Raw genomic sequence first — 903 nt, 5'->3', positions numbered from 1 at the left:
TCCTGATCGACGAGGTCCTGTTCGATGATTGAATTGATCAGCGCCATGGCTAACGCACCGTCCGTTCCGGGCTTCGGCGCGATGTGCCAGTCGGCGGCCTTCGCCGTGCGCGAGGCGTAGGTGTCGATGACGACGACCTTGGCACCCTTCTTCTGGGCGTCCTTCACGATGGCCCAATGGTGCAGGTTCGTGCTGACCGAGTTGCACGCCCAGATCACGATGTACTTGGAATGGATGTAGCTGTCCGGATCTAGGCCAGCGGTCGGGCCGACTGTCAGCAGCCATGCCGTGCACGAGCCCTCGCCACAGAAGGTGCGCTCGGTGACGGTCGCGCCCATGCGGTTGAAGAAGGCATCGCCGCCGTTCAGCCCGTGCACGAGGCCCTGGTTGCCGAGGTAGCTGTAGGGCGCGATGGCCTGCGGTCCGTACTGGTCGATGATCGCCTTCCAGCGCGTCACGATGGTGTCGAGCGCCTCGTCCCAGGTGATGCGCTCGAACTTCTTTGAGCCCTTCGGCCCGACGCGCTTCATCGGGTAGAGCAGCCGGTCGGGATGGTAGTGGCGCTTCTCGTAATCCTTCAGCTTCACGCACAGACCGCCGCGGGTCATCGGGTGGTCCGGGTTGCCGCGCACGCTGAGCAGCTCCCCGTCCTTGACCTCGAACAGCATCGAGCAGGTGTCGGGGCAGTCGTGCGGGCAGCCACCGAAGAAGGTCTCGGTCAGGCTCTCTGCCTGGGCGACGAGCAGCGCGCCGGGCTTGACGATCTCGTTCATGTTTCCTCCGCCGCCGAGCGTCTCGCTTTATTATTCTAGCGAGCCGGCCCAGCGTACTGTCAGGATGCACTTAAATGCGAACAATTCCAAATGTCGTTTGAGTGAGCGCCACTCGAACCGGCGACTGCTT

Annotated in this window: 1 protein-coding gene; it reads right to left on the bottom strand. The window is 63.0% G+C overall.

The genetic code is table 11. The features are described from left to right. On the bottom strand, nt 1-773 hold a 773-nt coding region (locus AO398_RS03930; protein WP_152997401.1), incomplete at its 3' end, for a molybdopterin-dependent oxidoreductase. Nucleotides 774-903 lie beyond the last annotated feature (130 nt).

This window comes from Methylobacterium sp. GXS13, from assembly GCF_001455965.1.
In the GTDB taxonomy this organism is placed as follows: domain Bacteria; phylum Pseudomonadota; class Alphaproteobacteria; order Rhizobiales; family Beijerinckiaceae; genus Methylobacterium.
This window is presented reverse-complemented; position numbering and strand designations above follow the sequence as displayed.